The following is a 22,417-nucleotide window of genomic DNA, read 5'->3' as shown; positions in this document are numbered from 1 at the left end:
GAAACCGGTCAGGGCCCGCCCTTACGCCAGGCCCGCGGCCCCACGGCCCGCCGGGCGCGGCTGCGGACAGCGGCCCGGCGCGGGGAAGGTGTGAGCAACGGCACCCGGAATCCGGCCACGCCAGGCGCCTCGGCCCGGACCCGTTCAGGCCGCCGTCACGATCCGCTCGGCCTCCCGGACCGCCTCGGCCAGGGTGTCGACCACCGGGGCGCCCACGCCCTCCAGGCCGGCCCGGCTGTGCGAGCCCCCGGTGTAGAGCACGGCCCGCGCCCCCACGCCCAGCGCGGCGACGGCGTCGTCGGCGGCGTCCCCGATGACCACGGTGCACTCCGGGGCGACGCCGCGCAGCGCGCCCAGGTGCCGCACCATGTGCTCAGCCTTGCTGCCGCCCGAAGGACCGGTCCGCCCGTCGATCCGGACGAACCGCGAGGTGATCCCCAACTGCCTTACCAGCGGCACCAGTTGCTCATGCTCGTACATGCTCAGGATGGACTGGCTGCGCCCGGCCTCCTGCCAGCTCGCGAGCAGCGTCTCCACCCCGTCGGCCAGTCCGCAGGCGACAGAGTGCTCGGCGTAGTGCCGGTGGAAGGCCTCGTCCATCACGTCCCACTCGGCCGCCGTGGGCAGCCGGCCCATCAGCCGCTCGTAGAACTTGGGCACCGGCACGCAGTACAGCGCGCGGTACCGCTCCAGTGTGATCGGCGGCAGGCCGATCTCCTCGAAGGCGGCGTTGGTGGCCCGGATGATGGCGTCGTTGTCGTGGAAGAGGGTCCCGTTCCAGTCCCAGACGATGTGCGCCGCGGCTATGTGCTTCCCCATGCGGAGAAAATACCCCTCGCGCCCCACGCCTTCCACGGCCTTATTCGGCGCGGTCCACCAGGTTCGCGATCTCCTGCGTGGCGAACCAGAGGAGTTCGTGGTCCTCGGCGCCGTCCACGACGAACTGGGCGTCGTCGTCACCGTGGTCGGCGGCGCCCAGCGCGGCCGCGGCGGCGGTGACGTCGGCCTCCGCGTCGTCGGCGTCCACGTGCACCGCGGCGGCCTTGGCCAGCGGCACGCTCTCGCGCACGGACACCTCACCGAGCGCGCTCGGGTCGAGCCCGCTGCCGGGGTCCACGGCGGCGGCCCGGTCCGGCACGTCGACGGCGACGACGACCCGGCGCCGCGCCGCGCCGGGCTCCCCCGCGAGCAGCCGCAGCGAGGCCAGCGCGGCCCGGTTGAGCGCCGCGTACTCCAGCTCCTCGATGTCGTCGGACAGGTACCACTCGCGCAGCGCCGGCGTGACGGCGTAGGCGGTGAACGGCGCGGGCCCCAGCTCGCCGGCCCGGTACGCCTCTGCGAGTCGGGGCAGGGACAGAGGAACGTACACGCGCATGGCCGGCCGCTTTCGTCGTCTTGTCGTCTTCGGGGTCGGTAGGGCCTTCAGGATACGGGTGGGAGTCCCCCTTCGGACTGCCGGCCGCACCTGGCGCCCCCGTCAAGGGCGCGCCGCCGCGTCACCCCCGGCGCCCGCCCCACCACCCGCCCGTCGCCGCTCGCGTCACCCGGATAAGTGAACGCGCCGCCGCCACCGGGCCCGGCCCCGCCCGCCTTGCGCGGGCTCCGCCGGGCGCCGTAGAAGGTCCCCCACAGAGTTACTCACTGGTATCCGGAGGCGCGCAGTGCAGAAGGTGATGACCAGGCGGGGCCCGCGATCCACCACCCGGCCCCCGTCCCGCCGGGACTCCCGGCGCCCGGCCGAACGCCGGGTCCCGCCGCAGGCACCGCCGCACCCGACCGAACTCTTCACGCAGCGGCTCCTGCTGGTGCTCTGCGGGCACAAACCGCCGCACTGGCTCGCCCGGCACACGGCCGACCGGGCCTACGACGACCTCCTGTGGCTGGTGGCCCGGCGCTCCCTCGGCACCGGCGGCCGGCGCCCCACGATCCACCGCATCGGGCACTTCGAACCGTCCGAGGGCACCTTCGAGGTCTTCGCCCGCATCACCGCGGGCACCCGGCTGCACGCCCTCGCCTTCCGCCTGCACCTCTCGCACGACGACCGCTGGCGCGTCACCGCGGTCGAACTCGACGGGCGCCCGCCGCGGGACCACGGCTGAGCGGGCGGCCGTGTCTCGGGAACGCGAAGGGCCGGGCACCCCGTGCCCGGCCCTCTCACGCGACGACGGTCACTTCTTGCGGCGACGGCCCTTCGACTGCTTCCTGCGCTCGGCCCGCGTCAGGCCGTCCGCCTCGGACCGCGCCGGCCCGTCCTCGGTGACGAAGTCGCCCTCGTCGACCCCGCCCTCGGCGTTCGGCGCCTGGAAGTGCAGGCGGTCCGGCCGCTGCGGGGCGTCCAGGCCCTTGGCCCGGATCTCCGGACGCGCACCGGCCTGCGCCGGCACCGCGTCCTCCTTGTCGAGCGAGGTGGCGGGCGCCGCGTCCTCGACCGGGACCTCCTCGACCTGCTGCTCGACCTGGACCTCCAGGTTGAACAGGTAGCCGACGGACTCCTCCTTGATGCCCTCCATCATGGCGGTGAACATGTCGAAGCCCTCGCGCTGGTACTCGACCAGCGGGTCCTTCTGCGCCATGGCGCGCAGGCCGATGCCCTCCTGGAGGTAGTCCATCTCGTAGAGGTGCTCACGCCACTTGCGGTCGAGCACGGAGAGCACCACCCGGCGCTCCAGCTCCCGCATGATGTCGGCGCCGAGCTGCTCCCCGCGCTCCTCGTACTGCGCGTGGATGTCGTCCTTGACGGCGTCGGCGATGAACTCGGCGGTCAGCCCCGCGCGGTCACCGGCCTCCTCCTCCAGCTCCTCCACCGTCACCTTGATCGGGTAGAGCTGCTTGAAGGCGCCCCACAGCCGGTCGAGGTCCCACTCCTCGGCGAAGCCCTCGGCGGTCTCGGCCCCGACATAGGCGTCGATCGTGTCGTCCATGAAGTGCTGCACCTGCTCCTGGAGGTCCTCGCCCTCCAGGACGCGGCGGCGCTCGCCGTAGATCACCTCACGCTGCCGGTTGAGCACCTCGTCGTACTTCAGGACGTTCTTACGCGTCTCGAAGTTCTGCTGCTCGACCTGCGACTGCGCGGAGGCGATGGCCCGCGTCACCATCTTGTTCTCGATCGGCACGTCGTCCGGCACGTTCGCCATCGACATCACGCGCTCGACCATCTGCGCCTTGAACAGCCGCATCAGGTCGTCGCCGAGCGAGAGGTAGAACCGCGACTCGCCGGGGTCGCCCTGCCGGCCGGAGCGACCGCGCAGCTGGTTGTCGATGCGCCGCGACTCGTGCCGCTCGGTACCGAGGACGTAGAGCCCGCCGAGCTCCTTGACCTCCTCGAACTCAGCCTTGACGGCCTGCTCGGCCCGCTCCAGGGCGGCGGGCAGCGCGGCGGCCCACTCCTCGACGTGCTCGACGGGGTCCAGGCCCGCCTGGCGCAGCTCGGCCTCGGCGAGGTCGTCCGGGTTGCCGCCGAGCTTGATGTCGGTACCGCGGCCCGCCATGTTCGTGGCGACGGTGACGGCGCCCTTGCGGCCGGCCTGGGCGACGATGGTCGCCTCCCGGTCGTGCTGCTTGGCGTTGAGCACCTCGTGCTGGACGCCGCGCTTGGAGAGCTGCTGCGAGAGGTACTCGGACTTCTCGACCGACGTCGTGCCGACCAGGATCGGCTGGCCCTTCTCGTGCTTCTCCGCGATGTCGTCGACGACCGCGTCGAACTTGGCGACCTCGGTGCGGTAGATCAGGTCGGCCTGGTCCTTGCGGACCATCGGCTTGTTCGTCGGGATCGGGACGACGCCGAGCTTGTAGATCTGGTGGAACTCGGCGGCCTCGGTCATCGCCGTACCGGTCATGCCGGAAAGCTTGTCGTAGAGGCGGAAGAAGTTCTGCAGGGTGATCGTGGCGAGGGTCTGGTTCTCGTCCTTGATGTCCACCCCTTCCTTCGCCTCGATCGCCTGGTGCATGCCCTCGTTGTAGCGGCGGCCGGCGAGGATACGGCCGGTGTGCTCGTCGACGATCATGACTTCGCCGTCGATGACGACGTAGTCCTTGTCCTTCTTGAAGAGTTCCTTGGCCTTGATGGCGTTGTTCAGGTACCCGACCAGCGGGGTGTTCACCGACTCGTAGAGGTTGTCGATGCCCAGCCAGTCCTCGACCTTGGCGACGCCCGGCTCGTGGATGGCGACGGTGCGCTTCTTCTCGTCGACCTCGTAGTCGCCGGTCTCCTCGAGGCCCTTCAGCTGGTTGCCCGCCTCGCCCCTCTTGAGGCGGGTGACGAGCTTGGCGAAGTCGCCGTACCACTTCGTGGCCTGGTCGGCGGGGCCGGAGATGATCAGCGGCGTACGGGCCTCGTCGACGAGGATGGAGTCGACCTCGTCGACCACCGCGAAGTTGTGGCCGCGCTGGACGAGCTCGTCCTGGGACCACGCCATGTTGTCGCGCAGGTAGTCGAAGCCGAACTCGTTGTTCGTGCCGTAGGTGATGTCGCAGTTGTACTGCTCGCGGCGCTGGGCCGGCGTCATGTTCGCCAGGATGCAGCCGACGCTCAGTCCGAGGAACTTGTGGACGCGGCCCATCATCTCGGAGTCGCGCTCGGCCAGGTAGTCGTTCACCGTGATCAGGTGGACGCCCTTGCCGGACAGCGCGTTCAGATACGTCGGCAACGTGCCGACCAGGGTCTTGCCCTCACCGGTCTTCATCTCGGCCACATAGCCGAGGTGGAGCGCGGCGCCGCCCATCAGCTGGACGTCGTAGGGGCGCTGGCCGAGGACGCGCCGGGCGGCCTCGCGCACGGTCGCGAACGCCTCGGGCAGCAGGTCGTCGAGGCTCTCGCCGTCCGCGAACCGCTGCTTGTACTCATCCGTGAGGGCGCGCAGCTCGGCGTCGGAGAGGGACTCGAAGTCCTCTTCGATGGAGTTGACCTGGTCCGCGATGCGGTGCAGCTTGCGCAGGATCTTGCCTTCGCCTGCACGCATGATCTTCTGGAGGACGGACACGCGGTTGGTCTCCTTGCCGGTCGGGCCTGGCACGGTCGGTTACTCAGGCGACAGCCTGAGCAACGGCCATCGTATGCGAGGACCCCACCGCGCCGGGAGGTCTGCCGTGAGGTCCAACGGACGGGGCCCGCGGAAGGTGCCGGTAAGGGACACGAAAAGTGGTGACATCCCTCCCCCGTCCCGCGCACAATCGGGCGATGGACCCCGTGACGCTCACCACCGGCCGCCTGCAGCTGCGCACGTTCGTGCCCGCCGACATCGACGAGGTGTGCGCGGCGGTCCAGGACCCCGAGATCCAGCGCTGGGTCCCCGTTCCCTCGCCCTACACGCGCGTGGACGCGGAGTACTTCGTGCGGAACATGGTCCCGGACGGCTGGCGCTCCGACACCGAGTACACCTTCGCCCTGCGCGCCGAGGAGCACGGCCCGGTCCTCGGCGCGGTCTCCCTGCACCACCCGCGCGCGGGCACCTGGGAGATCGGCTTCTGGGCGACCAAGGAGCACCGCGGCCGCGGCTACATGACGGAAGCCGTCCTGGGCCTGGCCCGCTGGGCCTTCGCCGACCTCGCCTGTACGCGCCTGGAGTGGCGGGCCGAAGTGGGCAACGTGGGCTCGCGCACGGTCGCCGAGAAGGCCGGCTTCACGATAGAGGGCGTGCTGCGCTCGGGGCTGCTCAACAAGGAGGTGCTCCGCGACTGCTGGATCGGCGCCCTGCTCCCCTCGGACCTGGGCCTGCCGTGCCCCCTGCCCTACCTGCCGGCCCCCGCCTGACACCCGCCCCCGGCACCTGCCGGACCCCGCCCGCACTGTCAGTGGCCGGGCCTATCGTTTCCGGTATGACGACCTTGCCGCGTCCCGCCGCCGATCTGTCCGCCGACGAAGCCCGCCGCATCGCGCTGCGCGCCCAGGGTCTCCTCGGCGCCCCGGACCGCAAGGGCGGGGTCCGCGGGGTGCTGCGCCACCTCGGCGCGGTCCAGCTGGACACGATCTCGGTGCTGGCCCGCTCGCACGAGCTGATCCCGTACGCGCGGCTGGGCGCGGTCGGCCGCAGGAAGGTCGAGGCGGCGTACTGGACCGGGGGGCACGCCTTCGAGTACTGGTCGCACGCGGCCTGCGTCCTGCCCATCGAGGAGTGGCCGCACTTCGCGTTCCGCCGCCGCGCCTACCGCACCCGCCCGCACTGGCACCACGACCTGCCCGACGGAGCGTACGAGCAGGTCATCAAGCAGCTGCGCACCGAAGGCCCGCTCACCGCCACGGAGTTGGGCGGCGCGAAGAACAAGGGCGAGTGGTGGGACTGGTCCGCGTCGAAGGTCGCCGTCGAGCGCGCGCTGATGTACGGCGAGGTGGTCTGCGTCGAGCGGCGCGGCTGGAAGCGGGTCTACGACCTGGCGGAGCGAGCCGTTCCCGCGGAGCTGCTCCACGACGACCTGGACGACGCGGAGTGCGTGCGCCGGCTGGTCCGCCAGGCCGGCGAGGCGCTGGGCGTCGGTACGCGCGCGGACATCGCCGACTACCACCGGCTCAAGAGCGAGCAGTTCGACGCGGTGGTCGCGGGGACCGGTCTGGTCCCGGTGACCGTGCAGGGCTGGTCGAAGCCGGCCTGGGCCGATCCGGCGGCGCTGGCCACGGCCCCCCGCGGCCGCCACCGCACCACGCTCCTGTCGCCCTTCGACTCCCTGGTCTGGGAGCGGGCGCGCACCGAGCGGATCTTCGGCTTCACGCACCGCCTGGAGGCCTACGTCCCCAAGCCGAAGCGGATCCACGGCTACTTCGCGATGCCGGTGCTCTCCGGCGGGCGCCTGGTGGGCCGGGTCGACCCGGCGCGGGAGGGCACCACCCTGGTCGCGCGGCAGGTCTCCCTGGACGGCTCCAGGGCGGTCCCGGGGGCGGCGGCGGCCCTGTGGGAGGCGGCGAGCTGGGTGGGCTGCGACAGCGTCCGCGTGGAGCGCATGGCGGACGCGTCCCTGCGCACGGCGCTCATCGCCGCGCTGGGCGAGGCCCCGGAGCAGGGCAGGTAGGGCGCGGCCAGGACGGCCAGGGCTAGCGGATCTCCAGGATCTTCTCGCGCATCGCGTAGACCACGGCCTCCATCCGGGAGTGCAGCTGCAGCTTCTCCAGGATGTTGCGCACGTGGTTCTTCACGGTGTTCTCCGAGATGAACAACTCCTTGGCGATGTCCCGGTTGTTCATGCCGGTGGCGACGAGCTTGAGCACCTCCAGCTCCCGGTCGGTCAACCGGGGCGCGGGCACGAGCCGGCGCTCGTCGGTGCGCTGGATCATCGACTTGAACTCGGTGAGCAGCTTCGACGCCATCGACGGGCTGATCTGCGACTGACCGTCGGCCACCGCGCGGATCGCCGTGGCCACCTCGTCGGTAGAGATCTCCTTGAGGAGGTAGCCGGTCGCGCCCGCCTTGATCGCGTCGTAGAGGTCGGCTTCCTCGTCGCTGATCGTCAGCATGATGATCTTGGCGCTGGGGGCCACCTCCTTGATGGAGGTGCAGGCCTCGATCCCGCCTCTCTTGGGCATCCGGACGTCCATGAGGATGATGTCCGGCAGCAGGTCGGCCGCCTTGTCCACCGCCTCGGCGCCGTCCCCGGCCTCGCCGACGACCTGGATGTCCTCCTCGGCGGCGAGGACGATCTCGAGGCCGCGCCGGAAGAGCGCGTGGTCGTCCACGACGAGGACCCGGATGGGTTCCTCGCGCGGGGCGCCCGCGGCGCCCGGTCCCATGCCGGAGCCGTCGTCGGCAGTGCCGGCGCCCCCGCCCCGCATCGGTCCGAAGCTGTCCGCCATCGTTCCTCCCCCTGAAGGCCGTGGCCCGTTCTCCTGTGCCGCGCCAACCGGAGGCGCCGACACGCCGGTTGACCCGGCCGGGCCATGATTTCATGCCGCGACCGCCGTGCGACGACGGTGCGGTGCACCGGGGGGTCGCACAAAGGTGCCCCCGGGGCGCACGCGCGCTCCAGGGGCACCGGACGAGTGAGTTTCGGACAGCCGTGCCCCGGTGAAGAGCGGTGTCCGGACGGCTCAGCCGCCGATGGCGTCACCCGCGTCGGCGTGCCGCACCTCGTCATCGGCGACCATGGGGTCGGTGCTGAGGTGGATCACGCCGTAGTCATAGGCGTGGCGCCGGTAGACGACACTCGGTTCCTTGGTCTCGGAGTCGACGAAGAGATAGAAGTCGTGCCCGACCAACTCCATCTCGTAGAGCGCCTGGTCGAGCGACATGGGTGCCGCCACGTGCGTCTTCTCGCGCACGACGAGGGGGCCTTCGCCCTGCACCTCGAGCGGGCCGATCTTGGTGGTCGGCACGCCGTCGGTCCCGCTCTCGTCCCGGGCGAGCGAACCGTCCCCGTTCAGCGTGGCCGCGTCCGGAACACGCTCGGCGACCTCGGCCGCCGAGATCCGCTTGGTGCCGCGCCTGGTCGAGCGCTTGCCGTGCTCCTTGCGCAGCTGCGCGTCCAGCTTGTCGGTGGCGAGGTCGAGCGCCGCGTACGGGTCGCTTGCCGCGGCTTCCGCCCGGATCACCGGGCCCCGCGTGCGCAGCGTGATCTCCACGCGGTCGCACCGGTCGGCCTGTCGGGGGTTGGGCTCCTTGGACACCTCGACGTCGAGGCTGATCACCTTGCCGTCGAGCTTCTGGATCTTGTCCAGCTTCAGCTTCTCGGCCACGTGCTTGCGGAACCGCTCCGGTACCTCGGTCTTGCGGCCCTTGACGACGATGTCCACGCAGAACTCCGTTCCCGGATCGCTCCGCTGCTGTTGCGGAGCATCTCCCTTTTGCACCAGGCTCCGGCCACTTCCGGAGCCTCGGACTCGGTGACTTCCACCTCCTCCTCCCCCGTGGGCAAGATCTCCACCCCACCGGTACGGGTGATTGTCGAATCTCTTCGCAAACCCACCGCACGGCATTCCGATATGCGAGGCGCTCCGGCTGGCTTTCTCGCCCAAGTTCCTCACATCCGAACATATCTCGCCCGGACGGATGTCGTCACCCTCTACTGGCGCGTACCTCCATTCAGATGAAATAACCCTGTCACTACCTGCAACGAAGCAGATTCTCGGTCAGTTCCGGTTTATTTCGAAGGAATCCGGAGAAGCGGCAATCACCGCCCCCAGGACCATCTCCGGGGCGGTATTTCCGATGCCGGTCACAGAGCGTTCCCGCGCTCCCGTGACCAGCCGCCGGCCCGATTGCGGACCCGGCAAAGCGCGTACCGCCCGGCCCGCCTCAGCCAGCGAGGCGCCCGTCGTCATGAGGTCGTCGACCAGCACGATCCGGCCAACTTCCGCGAGCAGCCGCTCGCTCCCGCCGACCGGTTCCAGCGCGCCGGTCACGTTCGCCAGCCGCTGCCGGGCGTCGAGCCCCGCCTGGTCCGCGACCGCGCGCCGCTGCCGCAGCACCGCGAGGACCCGGGCCGGGACGCCGCCGCGGCGCAGCTCGGCCGCCGCCGCGTAGGCGATCCGCCGCATCGGGTCGTGCCCGCGCGCCCGGACGGCACGGGCCGCGGACGGCACGGGGACGAGCGCTACGACGCCGCCACCCCTCGCTTCGGCGCCGCTGGGACCACCGCCCCGGCCGGTCCCGGGGGGCGCCGCCTGCGCCGCCTCGGCGAGCCCTGTCCGACCAGCCCCGGAGAGCCCTTCCCGTACGGCCCCGGCGAGAGCGGCGCCGAGCGGTTCGGCCAGCCCGAGCGCCCCACGCTCCTTGTGCGCGAGGAGCACGGCTCGCACCGCGTCCCGGTACGGCGCGGCCGCGTGCACGACCGGGAGTCCGGCCGGCTCCGGCCGCGGCCGCACCCGGCCGGGCGCAGCGCCGCGCAACGCCGCCGCGCACCGCGCGCACAGCGACGTACGAGATCTGCCGCAGCCCGCGCACTGAGCGGGCAGCACCAGATCGGAGAGGTCCTGCCACCACCCCCGCATACCCCCACTGTGCCGACCCGCGCCCCGCGCGACCACCCCTGTGGACAACGGCCTGTGGACAACTGGTCTGTGGATGACTGTCTGTGGATGGCGGTCTGTGGGCAACGCAGAGCGGGGCGCCGACGCGGCCCGGAAGCGAGTTCGAGCGCCGCTACGGCACCACCCGCTACCCCGGATAGACCGGCGCCGTCCCGTCCTTCGCCACCGACTGCCACGCCGCCCCGGAGGGCAGCCGGACGATGCCGTCGTCGGAGTGTGCCAGCAGCGGGAGCCGGTCGTCCTCGGAGGCCGCGATCTCGCTCACCCGGGTCAGTCCGGGCAGTGCCTGGCCGGTCGGGGTCGAGCCGTCGCACTGCACGTACCGCATCTGCTGCAGCTCACCGGCCTCCCGGCCGACCACCACGAGCCGGCTGCCGCCCGCCCAGGACACGGCGGTGACGTCCTCCATCTCGGGTGCCGCGACCCGCAGATCGGCCACCGAGAACTCGGCGCCGCCCTCCCCGTCGGTCCCCCGCTCGACCCGGCCGATCCGCAGCGACGCCGTGCCCTTGCCCTTCTTCACCAGCAGCGCGATGCGCGCGCCGTCGGCGGAGAGCTTCACCGTCTCGATCCGGTCGTCGTCGCCGAGCCCCTCGATCGCGACCTGCTGCATCCGGTCGCCGAGCCCCTTGCCGAAGACGAGCAGCCGCGGATCGGCGGGGTTGCGGTCGGCCACCCACAGGTCGCCGCGCCCGTCCCAGCTGGGCGTCGACAGGCCGTCCTTGACGTCCCCGGCATGGCTGCGCACCAGCGCGTCCCCCAGCGAAGCGCTGCTGACGAACGACGCCACGTACAGCGAACGGCCGTCGCTCGACACCCCCGCGGCCCGCTCCTGGTCCCGCGAGACGGCCACCGAACGCATCGGCTGGCCGCCCTCGCCGAGCGGCCCCGGCACCCGCTCCGGGTCCCGGTCCGCGCTGCTCCTGCCCGGCATCCGGACCAGCCGCCCCTTGCCGTCCAGGAAGTACTGGTCGTCCAGGACGACGGAGCGGCGCGGCGCCACCAGGGCGTCGGCCTCCGACTCGTTCAGCGCGCACATGAGCCGGCCGTCGGCCCGCTTCAGTTCGACCTCGTCCACGCTCGACGACGACAGGTCCCGCAAGGAGAACAGCAGTTGCGCCGCCATCTCCCGGCATTTGGTCGGCGTGACGTCCTCCGCCTGCCGGTTGAGCGGCACCGTCAGCTTGTTCGCGTCGTCCGGCGCCAGCGACTGCACGCCGTCCTTCAGGCCCGCCCCGGTCGGGAACGCCGTGCGCACCGCACGGTCCAGCCACCGCGTCGGCCCGGCGAGGACCTCCCTGACCGTCTCGGTCAGCGGGTCCGTCCACTGCCGTACGAAGACCGGGTCCGCGACGAGCCGTTTCTGCGGGGGCTCGTCCTCAGCCACCGTGTTCACCGCGTAGTAGTACTTGTTGACGGACTGGTAGATCCGCTGGAAGTCCGACTCCCCGAGCACGACACCCGTGGGCAGGCTGTCGATCCGCCACTGGTTCCCCTTGGCGGTCTTGGTCAGGGACAGATGCAGGTTCATGTCGTACTGGCCCGGGTCCGGCTGGTAGGCCTGCTGCTTGTCGACCGTGGCGACCTGCTGCCCCGTCAGCCGGAAGACCCGGCCCTCGTCCCCCGCGTTCTGCTGTCCGACCGGACGCGGGCTCGGTCCGTCGGCGAGCACCACGGTCTGCTCCCCCGGCCGCCAGCCCTTCGCGGCCTCCGGCGTCAGATACTTGCGCGCCATCGCATACGACGGATCGTCGCTGGTCAGAGCCTCCAGGAACCCGTCGACCACGTTCATGGGACTGGCCCCGTCGCGCGGCGGCAGCGCGAAGACGCGCACCTGGGAGTCCGGCCGCTGTGACGCCTCGACCGATTCGAGCCCGCCGCTGTCCGGCATCGACGCACACCCGGCGAGCACGATCGCGCCGCACCCGGCCAGCGCCCCGGCCCGTACCCCGCGCCGCCGTCGCGGCGCCCGCTGCTCACTCACGACCGCCGTCGCTCCCCTCGCCGCGCTCGTCCGGCTCCGCGGCCCGGCGCCCGCCCACGGCCACGTCCCCACGCCACGCACCGGAGTCGGCGCGTGCCTCGTCGATCCCGCCCCCGTACCGCTGTGCCCGGTCCGCCGGGGCCCCGTCCGCGGTCCGGCGCGGGTGCTCGCCGGGCTGGCGGGGCACACCCGCCGCCCCGTCCCCGTGCACGCCGCGCGAGACCACCCGGGCGCCACTGCCCGGCAGCGCCGTCGGATCGGCGGCCACGGCGGCGGAGGCGAGCCGGGGCGCTATCGCGCTCTGCGCCGACCCGGCCGGCTGGGCCGGCACGGTCGCCGGCTTGCGGTCCGCGCCGGAGGGCAGCCCCGCCGCGCCGGCCTCCCGCGCCCGCCGCGAGTCCTCCGGCTCCAGCGGTATCGGCGAACCGCGCAGCGCCTCGTCCGCCGTCCGCGGCAGCGTGAGCCGGAACTGCGAACCGCCGCCCGGCTCACCCCAGGCCTGCAGCCAGCCGCCGTGCAGCCGCGCGTCCTCCAGGGCGATCGACAGACCGAGGCCGGTACCGCCGGTCGTACGCGCGCGTGCCGGGTCGGCCCGCCAGAAACGGCTGAAGACCCGCGTCGCCTCGCCCGGCTTGAGCCCGACCCCGTAGTCGCGCACGGCGACGGCGACCGCGCCACCCGCGGCCGCGAGCCGCACCACGACGTCCCTGCCCTCACCGTGCTCCACGGCGTTCACCACGAGGTTGCGCAGGACGCGCTCCACGCGGCGCGCGTCCGCCTCGGCCACCACCGGCTGCTCGTCGCCGACGACCCGCACCTGCGTGCCCTTGCGCTCGGCGAGCGGCTCGGCGCCGCCGACGACCCGGCGTACGACCTCGCGCAGGTCTATCGGCTCGGCCTCCAGCGCGGCGGCCCCCGCGTCGAAGCGGCTGATCTCCAGCAGGTCGGCAAGGAGGGACTCGAACCGGTCCAGCTGATCGGCGAGCAGCTCCGCGGAGCGGGCGGTCACCGGATCGAAGTCGGCCCGTGCCTCATGGATGACATCGGCGGCCATCCGTACCGTCGTCAGCGGTGTGCGCAGCTCGTGGCTGACGTCGGAGACGAACCGGCGCTGCATCCGCGACAGGTCCTCCAGCTGCTGGATCTTCAGGTGCAGGTTCTGCGCCATCTTGTTGAAGGCCTCGCCGAGACGCGCGATGTCGTCCTCACCGGTCACCTTCATACGTTCCTGGAGGCGGCCCGCGGAGAGCCGCTCGGCCACCCCGGCCGCCATCCGCACCGGCGTGACGACCTGCCGTACGACGAGCCAGGCGATGGCGCCCAGCAGGACGACCACGAAGAGTCCGGCCGTCGCGAGCGTGCCCTTCACCAGGCCCAGGGACTTCTCCTCCTGGGTCAGCGGGAAGAGGTAGTACAGCTGGTAGGCGTGGCCCTGCGGGTCGGTGAGCCGCTTGCCGATGACGAGGCCCGGCTGCGATTCGCCGCCGCCCTTGTAGACGATGCGCGTGTACTTCTGCGAGGCGCCGGTCATCCGGTCGACCCGCGCGCGCAGGTCGCCGGGGACGCTGCGGTCCGGCTCCACACCACCGGAGGCACGCGGCCCGCGTCCGCTGCCGCTGTCGGCGTCGCCGGGGCTCAGCGTGACCACGTCGAAGGCACCCTTGCCGCCGCTGGAGAGCTGGGTGGCGAGGTCGCTCAGCCATTTGTTGGAGCTCAAATTGGCGCGGGTGTCGTCGGAGGCGCCGCCGCGCACCCCGGCCAGGGCGGAGTCCGCCCTGTCCTTGGCGGCCCGGAACCCGCCCTCGGCCTGGCTCTGCGAGGCCTTCACCTTCGCGTCGAGCAGACCGTTGCGCACCGAGCCGATGACCACGATGCCGAGCAGCAGCACCACACCGAGCGACATCAGCAGCGTCGTGACGACCACCTTCAGCTGGATGTTGCGCCGCCACAGCCGCATCGCGGGCAGCAGCGGGCGCCGCACCCAGCGGGTGAACAGGCGCAGCACCGGGCTGCCGTTCATCCCGCCCTTCAGGAGCAGACCCCCGTCCACGGCCCGGCGCAGCCAGGAGCCACGCCCGGCCGGGGATCCCACAGGCCGCTCCGGACGTGACCCCGGCTTGCCGGGCGCCGCAGCGGCACTGTCCCGGGACACGTCAGCTCGGTCCGGCCTTGTAGCCGACGCCACGGACCGTCACCACGATCTCGGGCCGCTCGGGGTCCTTCTCGACCTTCGAGCGCAGCCGCTGGACGTGCACGTTCACCAGACGGGTGTCGGCCGCGTGCCGGTAGCCCCAGACCTGCTCGAGGAGCACCTCACGCGTGAACACCTGCCACGGCTTGCGGGCGAGCGCGACCAGCAGGTCGAACTCGAGCGGGGTCAGCGCGATCGACTGCCCCTCCCGCTTCACCGAGTGCCCGGCCACGTCGATGACCAGGTCACCTATGGTCAGCTGCTCGGGGGCGGGCTCCTCAGACCTGCGCAGCCGCGCCCGGATGCGGGCCACCAGCTCCTTCGGCTTGAACGGCTTCACGATGTAGTCGTCGGCGCCTGACTCCAGGCCCACGACGACATCGACGGTGTCGCTCTTGGCCGTGAGCATCACGATCGGTACCCCGGACTCCGCCCTGATCAGGCGGCACACCTCGATGCCGTCCCGTCCGGGCAGCATCAGGTCGAGGAGGACCAGATCGGGCTTGGTCTCACGGAAAGCGGCCAGCGCCTTGTCGCCGTCGGCCACGAACGACGGCTCAAAACCTTCACCACGCAGCACAATGCCGAGCATCTCGGCCAGTGCGGTGTCGTCGTCGACGACAAGGACTCGTCCCTTCATGGACCACATCATCCCATTAGCTCATCGTTACCTGGCGTGACCTGGAACACAGCTCCGCCAGACTCCCACCTGTCACGGGCGAAACGACACCCCACTCCGTCACGATCGCCGTGATCAGCTCCGGTGGCGTCACGTCGAACGCGGGGTTGTACGCCTGTGTCCCCAGCGGTGCCACCGGAATTCCGCCTCCCGCCTCGATCCCGGCCAGCGGCGCCTGCGGGGCCGTGACCTCTGTCACTTCGTGCCCGGGGCGCTGCTCCACCTCGATGGACGCGCCGTCGGGCGTCAGCGGGTCCACCGTCGTCACCGGCGCCACCACGAGGAACGGCACATGGTGATAACGCGCCAGCACGGCGAGCGGATAGCTCCCCACCTTGTTCGCCACCGAACCGTCGGCGGCGATCCGGTCCGCCCCGACGAGCACGGCGTCCACCTCGCCCGCGGCGAACAGCGATCCCGCCGCGCTGTCGGTGAGCAGCGTGTACGCCATGCCGTTGCGTGCCGCCTCGTACGCGGTCAGCCGCGCCCCCTGCAGCAGCGGACGCGTCTCGTCCACCCACAGCCGGCGCAGCCGTCCCGAGCGGTGCGCGGCGAGCGCCACGGCGAAGGCGGTGCCCTCCCCGCCGGAGACCAGCGCCCCGGTGTTGCAGTGCGTCAGGAGGCGGTGGTTGCCGCCGGGCAGCAGCTCGTCGAGGAGCCGCAGCCCGTGCTCGGCCATCTTGACGCTGCCCGCCGCGTCCTCCTGGTGCAGCGCCCGCGCGGCGGCGAGCGCTGCCGCCGCGGCCCGCTCCCGCCCTGCCTCCGCGCCGCCCGAGCCGCTCCCGAGCGCGCCGCGGTACGCCTCGTAGGCGCGGCGCACGCCGTATCCGAGGTTGACCGCGGTGGGCCGGGCCGCGGCCAGCCCGTCCGCCGCGTCCTGCACGTCGAACCCCCGGGCGGCCGCCAGCGCCACCCCGTACGCCCCCGCGATGCCGAGCAGCGGAGCCCCGCGCACGGACAGGGAGCGGATCGCCTGCACGAGCCCCTGCGGGTCCGTGCACACCAGCTCGACCTCCTCGGCCGGCAGCCGTGTCTGGTCGAGCAGCACGACAACCGGTCCCTCGGCCGGTTCCTCCCACCGGATCGCCGGTATGTCGATGGTCCTGGGCTGTATGTCCTCGCTGGGCCGTATGTTCCCGCCGGTTTGCGCGTACTGATCAGCCATCTGCCCAGTCTGCCCCGGAGAGGCCCGACAATTGAAGGTGTCCAGCCACTACGGGCCCAGGTCATCCGGGCCCCGCCCCGTGGCACGATGGCAGCCAACCTGCCGCCGCGACCGCGGACGGGCACCTTGAAGGAGCGACGATGAACGACACTCCGGGCTGGGCATCGCCCGGATCTGCCCCCTCCGACGGCCCCGACGGCACCAACCGCCAGGACGGCCCGGACGGGGAGTCCCAGGGCGCCGGTCCCAAGGACGCCCGCCCGCAGGACACCCCGGGCCCGCAGTGGTCCAAGGAGCAGCCGCCGCCCGCCCAGTGGTCCGCGCCCTCCGGCCCGCCCGCCTCCGGCGCCGGCCAGGCCCCGCCACCACCGCCCCCTGCCCCGGGCCAGGGGCAGGGGCAGGGCTGGGGCGGCCAGGGCTGGGGCAGCCAGCCTCCCGGCGGCCCGGGCGGCTACGGCTCCGGCGGCTGGGGCTACGGCGGCGGCGCGCCCACCGCGGCCAAGCCCGGCGTCATCCCGCTGCGCCCGCTCGGCGTCGGCGAGATCCTCGACGGCGCCGTCTCCACGATGCGTACGTACTGGCGCACCGTCCTCGGCATCTCGCTCGCCGTCGCCGTGCTCACCGAAGTCCTGGTCGTCCTTCTCCAGGGCTTCGTCCTGAACGACTCCGCGACCACCGACGTCCTCGACGACCCCAATGCCGGCGCCGGCGAGGTCACCCGCGCCATGGGCGGCATCCTGGCCGGCTCCGGCGTGGTCCAAGTGGTCACGCTGCTCGGCACGATCGTCGCCACCGCCCTGCTCACCACGGTCACCAGCCGTGCCGTGCTCGGCACATCCGTCACCACCAAGGAGGCCTGGCGCGATGCCCGCCCGCAGGTCCTGCGGCTGCTCGGGCTGACGCTGCTGCTGCCGCTGATCGCCGTCGTCGTCGTCTTCGCCGGGACGGTCCCCGGCCTCCTCGTCGCCCTGTTCGGCTCGTCCGACGGAGGGCTCGCCCTCGCGGTCGTCGGCGGCCTCGCCGGATTCGTGGTCGCGATCTGGCTGGTGATCCGCTTCTCGCTGGCCTCGCCCGCGCTGATGCTGGAGAAGCAGACCGTCCGCAAGGCGATGAGCCGCTCCACCAAGCTCGTCCGCGGCTCCTGGTGGCGGGTCTTCGGCATCCAGATCCTCGCCTCGATCATCGCCGGCGTCGTGGCGTCGATCATCCTGGTCCCCTTCAGCCTCATCGCCGGTGCGGTCAGCGGCGACGGCCTGAGCGGCTTCCTCGACACCGGCGGCGACGTGGGCTGGGCCTTCCTGATCGTCAGCGGCATCGGCGCGGTGGTCGGCTCGACGATCACCTTCCCGATCACCGCGGGCGTCACGGTGCTGCTCTACATAGACCAGCGGATCCGCCGCGAGGCCCTCGACCTCGAACTCGCCCGCGCCGCGGGCCTGCACGGTTACGGGCAGACCCCCGGCGCCACTCCGGGGAGCTGATGCGGTGAGCACGCCAGGGGGAGTGCTCACCGCCGCGGCCCGGCTGACGCGCGCCGGCGGCGACGCACCACCGGTCACGCTCCCGCGCGGCCCCGCCCGGGAGGCGGCCGAGCGTGAGCTGTCCAAGCCCGCGTACCACGAGCACGACCCGAGCTGGTTCGTCCGCGCCCTGAACGCGTTCTGGGAGTGGGTCGGCAAGCTGTTCTCCGCCGCGTCCGACGCCGCACCGGGCGGAGCGCTCGGCCTGGTCGTCATCCTCGTGGCCGTCGTCGCCGTCGCGGTCGCCCTGTGGTGGCGCCTGGGCACCCCGCGCCGCTCGCCCGCCCCGGCCGCGCCCCTCTTCGACGACCGCCCCCGCAGCGCCGCCGAACACCGCGCGGCCGCCGACGCGCACGCCGCCCAGGGCCACTGGAACCAGGCCGTCCAGGAGCGGATGCGTGCCCTCGTCCGCTCCCTGGAGGAGCGCGCCCTGCTCGACCCGCACCCCGGCCGCACCGCCGACGAGGCCGCCACGGAGGCCGCCCGGCCGCTCCCGCTGCACGCGGACCGCCTGCACGCGGCCGCCCGCGCCTTCGACGCCATCGCGTACGGCGGCCGCACCGCGACCCCCGACACGTACCAGCGCCTGGCCTCCCTCGACACCGAGCTGGCCCGCACGACCCCGGCACCGACCGCCACCCCGGGAGCCCCCCGGTGACCGACCCCACCACCCCGCGGCCGCACGAGGCCGCTGACGCTCACCCCCCGGCCGAGGGCACCAACACGCCCAACTCCCGCCACACCAGCACCACCCCACAGCCCCACCCCCCGGGCACACCCACGCCGACCCCCCAGCCACCAGCCGGACCGGACACTTCCACGCCGTCCCCGCAGCCGCCAGTCGGACCGGGCACACCCACGCCGACCCCGGAACCACCAGCCGAGGACAGCACGCCCGGCTCCCGCCACCGCCGCCGCGACAACGGCACCCCAGGCGAACCCCCGACCCCCCAAGCCATCGCCACCACAACCGTCACGCCCACCGCGCCGACCACGACGACGGCGCTCACGGCACCGCCACTCCCGGCCCCGATCTCCGACGACACCTCCGTCACTCCTACGGTCCGTCAGATCTGGACCCGCACGCGGGGTATCGCCCTCGCTCTGGCCGTCCTCCTGGTCGCCGGCGTGGCCATCGCGGCCGTCCGCTCCGGCGAGAAGCACGGCACGCTCGACCCCCGCTCCGCCGACACGTACGGCAGCCGGGCCGTCGCCCAACTCCTCGCGGAGCGCGGCGTGGACACCCGCGTGGTCACCACGACCGCGGACGCCCGGGCCGCGACCGACCGCGACACCACCGTCCTGGTGGCCGCCCCCGACCTGCTCACCCCGCACCAGCAGGAGCAATTGCAGGCCGCGACCGCCGACTCGGGCGGCCGCACACTCCTCGTCGCCCCCAGTGCCGCCTCTGTCGAGCGGCTCGCCCCCGGCGTCAGCGAGGACCCCGCGCCCAGCACGGACCGGACACTCGCCCCGCACTGCACCCTGCCCGCGGCCCGGCGGGCCGGCCCCGCCGAGACGGGCGGCCACCGCTACGACACGACGCGCACCGACGCCGACTCCTGCTATCCGAGCGACGGCGCCCCCACCCTCCTGCGCCTGCCCGCGCTGACCGGCACCGGCGACACGGTGGTCCTCGGCTCCCCCGACATCCTTCTCAACGACCGCCTCGACGAGCAGGGCAACGCCTCGCTCGCCCTCCAACTCCTCGGTACCCGCACCCATGTGGTCTGGTACCTCCCCTCCCTCTCCGACGACGCCGCGGCCGACGGCGCACAGAACGACCGCGGCTTCCTCGACCTGCTCCCCTCCGGCTGGCTCTGGGGCACCCTGCAACTCTTCATCGCGGCAGCACTCGCCGCGCTGTGGCGCGCCCGCCGCCTGGGTCCCCTGGTGGCCGAACGGCTCCCCGTCGCGATCCGCGCCTCCGAGACCGTCGAAGGCCGCGCCCGCCTCTACCGCAAGGCGAACGCCCGCGACCGTGCCGCCACGGCCCTGCGTATCTCCACCCGCACCACGCTCGCCCCCCTCATCGGCATCCCCCCGTCCCAGGCCCACACGCCCGAGACCTTCCTCCCCGCCCTGGCGCGCCGGCTCCCGACGCCCGCCAGGGACGTGCACACGCTCCTCTTCGGCCCGCCGCCGGCCACCGACGCGGCGCTCATCGCCCTCGCCGACCACCTCGACGCCCTCGAAAGAGAGGTACGCCATTCATGATGGACCCGACCACTGACAATGCCGGGCCCACGTCCGATCCCCGCAGCTCACGGGCGTCTTTGGAGGCCCTGCGCGCCGAGATCGCCAAGGCCGTGGTCGGCCAGGACCCCACCGTCACGGGCCTGGTCGTGGCTCTGCTCTGCCGCGGCCACGTCCTCCTGGAGGGCGTCCCGGGCGTGGCGAAGACCCTCCTCGTCCGCGCCCTCGCCGCCTCCCTCGAACTCGACACCAAGCGCGTCCAGTTCACCCCGGACCTCATGCCCAGCGACATCACGGGCTCCCTGGTCTACGACACCCACAGCGCGCGCTTCTCCTTCCAGCCAGGCCCGGCCTTCACCAACCTCCTCCTCGCGGACGAGATCAACCGGACCCCGCCCAAGACCCAGTCCTCCCTGCTGGAGGCCATGGAAGAGCGTCAGATCACGGTCGACGGCACCCCGCGCCCGCTCCCCGAGCCGTTCATGGTGGTGGCGACGCAGAACCCGGTCGAGTACGAGGGCACGTACCCCCTCCCGGAAGCGCAGCTGGACCGCTTCCTCCTCAAGCTGAACGTCCCCCTGCCCACCCGCCAGGACGAGATCGACGTCCTCACCCGCCACGCCTCCGGCTTCGACCCCCGCGACCTGCACGCCGCCGGCCTCCGCCCGGTGGCCACGGCCGCCGACCTCGAGACGGCCAGGTCCGCCGTCGCGAAGACCACGATCTCCCCGGAGATCACCGCGTACGTCGTCGACATCTGCCGCGCGACCCGCGACTCCCCCTCCCTCGCCCTCGGCGTCTCCCCGCGCGGCGCCACGGCCCTGCTCGCGACGGCCCGCGCCTGGGCCTGGCTGACCGGCCGCGACTACGTCATCCCGGACGACGTCAAAGCCCTCGCCCTGCCGACCCTGCGCCACCGCATCCAGCTGCGCCCGGAAGCGGAGATGGAAGGCGTCACACCGGACTCGGTCATCAACGCCCTCCTCACCCACGTCCCCGTCCCCCGCTGACCGGGCCGGAGACGACACCGACATGGCCCTCACCGGACGTACGGCCCTGCTCGCCGCCCTGGGCTCCCTCCCCATCGGGATCTGGGAGCCCAGCTGGACGGGCATCCTCGCCGTCAACACCCCGCTGGCCCTGGCCTGCGCCTGCGACTTCGCCCTGGCCGCCCCCGTACGCCGCCTGCGCCTGACCCGCTCGGGCGACACCTCGGTACGCCTCGGCGACCCGGCCGACGTCACCCTCACCGTCACCAACCCGTCGCGCCGCCCGTTGCGCGCACACCTCCGCGACGCCTGGCCACCCAGCGCCTGGCGTCCGGGCACGGAGCACGCCGCGTCCCGCCACCGCGTGACGATCCCCCCGGGCGAACGCCGCCGCGTCACCACCCGCCTCCTGCCCACCCGGCGAGGCGACCGCCACGCGGACCGCGTGACCGTACGCTCCTACGGCCCGCTCGGCCTCTTCACCCGCCAGGGCACCCACGCCGTCCCCTGGACCGTCCGCGTCCTGCCGCCTTTCCACAGCCGCAAGCACCTCCCGTCGAAACTGGCCCGCCTGCGCGAACTCGACGGCCGGACCAGCGTCCTGAGCAGAGGCGAAGGCACTGAATTCGACAGCCTCCGCGAGTACGTTCCCGGGGACGACACCCGCTCCATCGACTGGCGCGCGACGGCCCGTCAGTCCGCGGTCGCGGTCCGCACCTGGCGCCCGGAGCGCGACCGGCACATCCTGCTGGTCCTGGACACCGGCCGCACCTCGGCGGGCCGCGTCGGCGACGCACCCCGTCTCGACGCCTCCATGGACGCGGCTCTCCTCCTGGGAGCGCTCGCCTCCCGGGCCGGCGACCGCGTCGACCTCCTCGCCTACGACCGTCGCACCCGCGCCCTGGTCCAGGGCCGCACGGCCCACCAGGTCCTTCCGGCGCTGGTCAACGCCATGGCCCCGCTCGAACCGGAGCTGGTGGAGACCGACGCGCGCGGCCTCACCGCCCCGGCCCTCCACACAGCCCCGCGCCGCTCCCTCATCGTCCTGCTCACGTCTTTGGAGGCAGCCCCCGTCGAGGAGGGTCTACTCCCGGTGCTCTCCCGCCTGACGAAACGGCACACGGTCATCGTGGCCTCGGTGGCGGACCCCGCCATCGAGGCGATGGCAGCGTCACGCGGCTCCGTGGAGTCCGTCTACGACGCGGCCTCAGCGGCCCAGGCCAAGGCGGAACGTCGGCGTACCGCCGACAAACTCACGCGTCACGGCGTCACCGTGGTGGACGCGACGCCGTCCGAGCTGGCCCCCGCACTGGCGGATGCCTATCTCTCCCTGAAGGCAGCCGGCCGTCTCTGACCCGGTGCTTCGAGTTCCGCCACAGAAACGGGACTCGGAGCGCCCGCAGAAAATCACCCCTGAACGCAGAAAACCCCCGTCCGGTATCCCCGGACGGGGGTTTTCTCAAAAATAGTTCGGCGGCGTCCTACTCTCCCACAGGGTCCCCCCTGCAGTACCATCGGCGCTATGAGGCTTAGCTTCCGGGTTCGGAATGTAACCGGGCGTTTCCCTCATGCTATGACCACCGAAACACTATGAAACTGTCAACCGGAGCCGTGACCGTGGCTACGACGGTTGTTCGTGGTTTCAGAACCAACACAGTGGACGCGAGCAACTGAGGACAAGCCCTCGGCCTATTAGTACCAGTCACCTCCACCCGTTACCGGGCTTCCAGATCTGGCCTATCAA

At 72.5% G+C, this 22,417-nt stretch carries 18 protein-coding genes and 1 rRNA gene; 8 read left to right on the top strand and 11 right to left on the bottom strand.

What is annotated here, in order from left to right; all coding sequences use genetic code 11:
* Positions 1–144: 144 nt before the first annotated feature.
* Complete coding sequence (locus tag ABZY33_RS00095) at positions 145–819, bottom strand: HAD family hydrolase (protein ID WP_356489128.1); 675 nt, start codon at positions 817–819, stop codon at positions 145–147.
* Positions 820–859: 40 nt separating this feature from the next.
* The gene (locus ABZY33_RS00090) at positions 860–1,375 is read right to left on the bottom strand and encodes a hypothetical protein (protein ID WP_356489127.1); all 516 of its coding nucleotides are present in this window, start codon (positions 1,373–1,375) and stop codon (positions 860–862) included.
* Between the two features lie 298 nt (positions 1,376–1,673).
* Between ABZY33_RS00090 and ABZY33_RS00085 the strand changes: the two genes are divergently transcribed.
* The gene (locus tag ABZY33_RS00085; RefSeq protein ID WP_356489126.1) at positions 1,674–2,099 is read left to right on the top strand and encodes an Rv3235 family protein; all 426 of its coding nucleotides are present in this window, start codon (positions 1,674–1,676) and stop codon (positions 2,097–2,099) included.
* 69 nt (positions 2,100–2,168) lie between these two features.
* Here ABZY33_RS00085 and secA read toward each other — a convergent pair whose 3' ends face one another.
* Positions 2,169–4,979: a preprotein translocase subunit SecA gene (secA, locus tag ABZY33_RS00080; protein WP_356489125.1), complete on the bottom strand. Its 2,811-nt coding sequence runs from the start codon at positions 4,977–4,979 to the stop codon at positions 2,169–2,171.
* A gap of 197 nt (positions 4,980–5,176) precedes the next feature.
* Between secA and ABZY33_RS00075 the strand changes: the two genes are divergently transcribed.
* A complete protein-coding gene (locus tag ABZY33_RS00075; protein WP_356489124.1) occupies positions 5,177–5,749 on the top strand; it encodes a GNAT family N-acetyltransferase in 573 nt (190 codons plus the stop codon).
* A 65-nt stretch (positions 5,750–5,814) separates the two neighbouring features.
* Positions 5,815–6,999: a crosslink repair DNA glycosylase YcaQ family protein gene (locus tag ABZY33_RS00070; protein WP_356489123.1), complete on the top strand. Its 1,185-nt coding sequence runs from the start codon at positions 5,815–5,817 to the stop codon at positions 6,997–6,999.
* Between the two features lie 22 nt (positions 7,000–7,021).
* On the opposite strand, the gene ABZY33_RS00065 is transcribed toward ABZY33_RS00070, so the two are convergent.
* The 7 genes from ABZY33_RS00065 to mtnA form a co-directional block, all read right to left on the bottom strand.
* Positions 7,022–7,777, bottom strand: coding sequence for a response regulator transcription factor (locus ABZY33_RS00065; protein WP_356489122.1), 756 nt, complete (start codon positions 7,775–7,777; stop codon positions 7,022–7,024).
* 234 nt (positions 7,778–8,011) lie between these two features.
* Positions 8,012–8,770 carry a ribosome-associated translation inhibitor RaiA gene (gene raiA / locus ABZY33_RS00060; protein ID WP_356489121.1) on the bottom strand — a complete coding sequence of 253 codons (759 nt, stop codon included), beginning with the start codon at positions 8,768–8,770 and terminating at the stop codon, positions 8,012–8,014.
* A 279-nt stretch (positions 8,771–9,049) separates the two neighbouring features.
* Complete coding sequence (locus tag ABZY33_RS00055; protein WP_356489120.1) at positions 9,050–9,910, bottom strand: ComF family protein; 861 nt, start codon at positions 9,908–9,910, stop codon at positions 9,050–9,052.
* 166 nt (positions 9,911–10,076) lie between these two features.
* Positions 10,077–11,840: an LpqB family beta-propeller domain-containing protein gene (locus ABZY33_RS00050; RefSeq protein WP_356489330.1), complete on the bottom strand. Its 1,764-nt coding sequence runs from the start codon at positions 11,838–11,840 to the stop codon at positions 10,077–10,079.
* Positions 11,841–11,925: 85 nt separating this feature from the next.
* The gene (mtrB, locus tag ABZY33_RS00045; RefSeq protein ID WP_356489119.1) at positions 11,926–14,085 is read right to left on the bottom strand and encodes an MtrAB system histidine kinase MtrB; all 2,160 of its coding nucleotides are present in this window, start codon (positions 14,083–14,085) and stop codon (positions 11,926–11,928) included.
* Between the two features lies 1 nt (position 14,086).
* Entirely contained in the window at positions 14,087–14,776 is a 690-nt protein-coding gene (mtrA, locus tag ABZY33_RS00040) for a two-component system response regulator MtrA (RefSeq protein ID WP_356489118.1), read from the bottom strand.
* Between the two features lie 4 nt (positions 14,777–14,780).
* Positions 14,781–15,968, bottom strand: a complete 1,188-nt coding sequence (gene mtnA, locus ABZY33_RS00035) for an S-methyl-5-thioribose-1-phosphate isomerase (protein WP_356489117.1) — start codon at positions 15,966–15,968, stop codon at positions 14,781–14,783.
* A gap of 140 nt (positions 15,969–16,108) precedes the next feature.
* Between mtnA and ABZY33_RS00030 the strand changes: the two genes are divergently transcribed.
* The 5 genes from ABZY33_RS00030 to ABZY33_RS00010 all read left to right on the top strand — a co-directional run bounded on the left by ABZY33_RS00030 (position 16,109) and on the right by ABZY33_RS00010 (position 22,027).
* Positions 16,109–17,449: a glycerophosphoryl diester phosphodiesterase membrane domain-containing protein gene (locus ABZY33_RS00030; RefSeq protein ID WP_356489116.1), complete on the top strand. Its 1,341-nt coding sequence runs from the start codon at positions 16,109–16,111 to the stop codon at positions 17,447–17,449.
* A 4-nt stretch (positions 17,450–17,453) separates the two neighbouring features.
* A complete protein-coding gene (locus ABZY33_RS00025; RefSeq protein ID WP_356489115.1) occupies positions 17,454–18,146 on the top strand; it encodes a DUF4129 domain-containing protein in 693 nt (230 codons plus the stop codon).
* A gap of 374 nt (positions 18,147–18,520) precedes the next feature.
* Positions 18,521–19,705, top strand: coding sequence for a DUF4350 domain-containing protein (locus ABZY33_RS00020; RefSeq protein ID WP_356489329.1), 1,185 nt, complete (start codon positions 18,521–18,523; stop codon positions 19,703–19,705).
* Positions 19,705–20,694 carry a MoxR family ATPase gene (locus ABZY33_RS00015; RefSeq protein WP_356489114.1) on the top strand — a complete coding sequence of 330 codons (990 nt, stop codon included), beginning with the start codon at positions 19,705–19,707 and terminating at the stop codon, positions 20,692–20,694. Before ABZY33_RS00020 ends, ABZY33_RS00015 begins: the two co-directional genes overlap by 1 nt.
* 22 nt (positions 20,695–20,716) lie before the next feature.
* Positions 20,717–22,027 (top strand): DUF58 domain-containing protein, encoded by a 1,311-nt coding sequence (locus tag ABZY33_RS00010; RefSeq protein WP_356489113.1) that lies wholly within the window; start codon positions 20,717–20,719, stop codon positions 22,025–22,027.
* Between the two features lie 114 nt (positions 22,028–22,141).
* On the opposite strand, the gene rrf is transcribed toward ABZY33_RS00010, so the two are convergent.
* A 5S ribosomal RNA gene (gene rrf, locus ABZY33_RS00005) occupies positions 22,142–22,258 on the bottom strand.
* Positions 22,259–22,417 lie beyond the last annotated feature (159 nt).

Origin of the sequence: Streptomyces sp. NPDC006552 (genome assembly GCF_040611655.1) — a bacterium.
Lineage (GTDB): Bacteria > Actinomycetota > Actinomycetes > Streptomycetales > Streptomycetaceae > Streptomyces.
This window is presented reverse-complemented; position numbering and strand designations above follow the sequence as displayed.

Excerpts from the sequence above, each read along its gene's own strand:
- mtnA (WP_356489117.1), bottom strand. The coding sequence starts at position 15,968 with ATGGCTGATCAGTACGCGCAAACCGGCGGGAACATACGGCCCAGCGAG.
- mtrA (WP_356489118.1), bottom strand. The coding sequence starts at position 14,776 with ATGATGTGGTCCATGAAGGGACGAGTCCTTGTCGTCGACGACGACACC.
- ABZY33_RS00050 (WP_356489330.1), bottom strand. The coding sequence starts at position 11,840 with ATGCCGGACAGCGGCGGGCTCGAATCGGTCGAGGCGTCACAGCGGCCG.
- ABZY33_RS00010 (WP_356489113.1), top strand. The coding sequence starts at position 20,717 with ATGGCCCTCACCGGACGTACGGCCCTGCTCGCCGCCCTGGGCTCCCTC.
- ABZY33_RS00085 (WP_356489126.1), top strand. The coding sequence starts at position 1,674 with ATGACCAGGCGGGGCCCGCGATCCACCACCCGGCCCCCGTCCCGCCGG.
- ABZY33_RS00030 (WP_356489116.1), top strand. The coding sequence starts at position 16,109 with ATGAACGACACTCCGGGCTGGGCATCGCCCGGATCTGCCCCCTCCGAC.
- ABZY33_RS00095 (WP_356489128.1), bottom strand. The coding sequence starts at position 819 with ATGGGGAAGCACATAGCCGCGGCGCACATCGTCTGGGACTGGAACGGG.
- ABZY33_RS00090 (WP_356489127.1), bottom strand. The coding sequence starts at position 1,375 with ATGCGCGTGTACGTTCCTCTGTCCCTGCCCCGACTCGCAGAGGCGTAC.
- ABZY33_RS00015 (WP_356489114.1), top strand. The coding sequence starts at position 19,705 with ATGGACCCGACCACTGACAATGCCGGGCCCACGTCCGATCCCCGCAGC.
- ABZY33_RS00065 (WP_356489122.1), bottom strand. The coding sequence starts at position 7,777 with ATGGCGGACAGCTTCGGACCGATGCGGGGCGGGGGCGCCGGCACTGCC.
- ABZY33_RS00055 (WP_356489120.1), bottom strand. The coding sequence starts at position 9,910 with ATGCGGGGGTGGTGGCAGGACCTCTCCGATCTGGTGCTGCCCGCTCAG.
- ABZY33_RS00075 (WP_356489124.1), top strand. The coding sequence starts at position 5,177 with ATGGACCCCGTGACGCTCACCACCGGCCGCCTGCAGCTGCGCACGTTC.
- ABZY33_RS00070 (WP_356489123.1), top strand. The coding sequence starts at position 5,815 with ATGACGACCTTGCCGCGTCCCGCCGCCGATCTGTCCGCCGACGAAGCC.